The organism is Saccharomonospora iraqiensis subsp. paurometabolica YIM 90007 (genome assembly GCF_000231035.2).
In the GTDB taxonomy this organism is placed as follows: Bacteria; Actinomycetota; Actinomycetes; order Mycobacteriales; family Pseudonocardiaceae; genus Saccharomonospora; species Saccharomonospora paurometabolica.
Genome location: NZ_KI912210.1, coordinates 12,791 through 14,019 on the forward strand (window position 1 = coordinate 12,791; position 1,229 = coordinate 14,019).

The 1,229-nt window shown below is 76.4% G+C and carries 1 protein-coding gene; it reads left to right on the forward strand.

Going from position 1 to position 1,229, the window contains the following annotated elements; genetic code table 11:
- Positions 1-194 precede the first annotated feature (194 nt).
- On the forward strand, positions 195-1,229 hold a 1,035-nt coding region (locus tag SACPADRAFT_RS25490; RefSeq protein WP_007027674.1), incomplete at its 3' end, for a glycosyltransferase family 4 protein.

The window sequence follows — 1,229 nt, forward strand, 5'->3', positions numbered from 1 at the left end:
AGGCCCTCGCCGACCCGGAACGAACGCGCCACCTCGCCGAGGCGGGCCGACGCCGGGCACGCCGGTTCTCCTGGCGCCGCGCCGCCGAGGCGGTGTGGGCGCTGCACCGGCGGGACCGAACCGACCGCAGCATCCGGCCGTGACTTCGGCGGAACCCGCGACACGTTGCCCCGCCCCGCCCCTAAGCTGCCCCCGTGCCCGAACCCCGTGTCCTGCTCGACGCCACGGCGGTTCCCGCCGACCGCGGTGGTGTGGGCCGATACGTCGACTCGCTCGTCGCCGCCCTCGACGAGGCCGGTGCGCGGCTCACCGTGGTCTGCCAACCCCGCGACGGCCGCCTCTACTCCGAACTCGCCCCCCGGTGCCGGGTGGTCCCCACCGCCCAGGCGGTCGCCACCAGGACGGCGCGGCTGACCTGGGAACAGACCACCCTGCCCACCCTGGTCCGCGGCCTCGGCGTCGACGTGGTCCACTCCCCGCACTACACGATGCCGCTGGCGAGCCGGGCGGCCTCGGTGGTGACCCTGCACGACGCGACCTTCTTCACCGACGCGGTGCTGCACTCGCCGGTGAAGGCGCGGTTCTTCCGCGCGTGGACGGAGGTCTCCCTGCGGCGGGCGCGGCTGTGCGTCGTGCCCAGCCTCGCCACCGCCGGGGAACTCGGCCGCGTCACCCGCGCCCGCGGGGCGGAGCTGCGGATGATCCGGCACGGCGTGGACGAACACCGCTTCCACCCGCCGTCGACGGAACAGGTGCGCGCCGCGCGGCAGGTGACCGGGATCGGGAACACGCCGTACGTGGCCTTCCTCGGCGCCTTCGAGCCCCGCAAGAACGTGCCCGCGCTGATCCGGGGGTTCGCCGAGGCCGTGGCCGACCGCCCGGATCCGCCCGCGCTCGTCCTCGCGGGTCAACCGGGCTGGGACCGGCGGGTGGACGAGGCCCTCGCCGCCGCGCCGCACCGGCTCCGGATCGTCCGTGCCGGGTACCTCCCCGTGGACACCCTCGCCGGGTTCCTCGGCGGCGCCGAGGTGGTGGCCTACCCGAGCCTGGGGGAGGGGTTCGGCCTGCCCGTGCTCGAGGCGATGGCCTCCGGGGCGTGCGTGCTCACCACGCGACGGCTCGCGCTGCCCGAGGTGGGCGGGGACACGGTGGCCTACTGCGGTGTGCATGCCGCCGACGTCGCGGCGGCACTGCGCGGCCTGCTCGACGACCCCGCGCGGCGGGCGGAG